The 266-nt window shown below is 77.4% G+C and carries 1 protein-coding gene; it reads left to right on the forward strand.

Going from position 1 to position 266, the window contains the following annotated elements; genetic code table 11:
* Window positions 1-266: hypothetical protein (locus KVT14_RS20465; protein ID WP_217617305.1), on the forward strand; the 266-nt coding region annotated here is incomplete at both ends.

A 266-nucleotide genomic window follows, 5' to 3' on the forward strand; every position in this document is an offset into this window, starting at 1 on the left:
ACCAGGTGCGCGTCGTGACGATCGGCGGCGACTGGTCCCGCGAGCTCTGCGGCGGCACGCACGTGCGGCAGACGGGCGAGCTCGGCCTGGTCACCCTGCTCGGCGAGGCCTCGATCGGCTCCGGCGTCCGCCGGGTCGTCGCGCTCGTCGGCGACGGGGCGTACGGCTTCCACGCCAAGGGGCGCGCGCTCGTCGGCCAGATCTCCGGGCTGCTCGGGGCGCGCCCCGACGGGCTCGCCGGCCGGGTGTCCTCGCCGATGACCCGG

It is taken from the genome of Cellulomonas sp. GbtcB1, assembly GCF_019091725.1.
GTDB lineage: Bacteria > Actinomycetota > Actinomycetes > Actinomycetales > Cellulomonadaceae > Cellulomonas.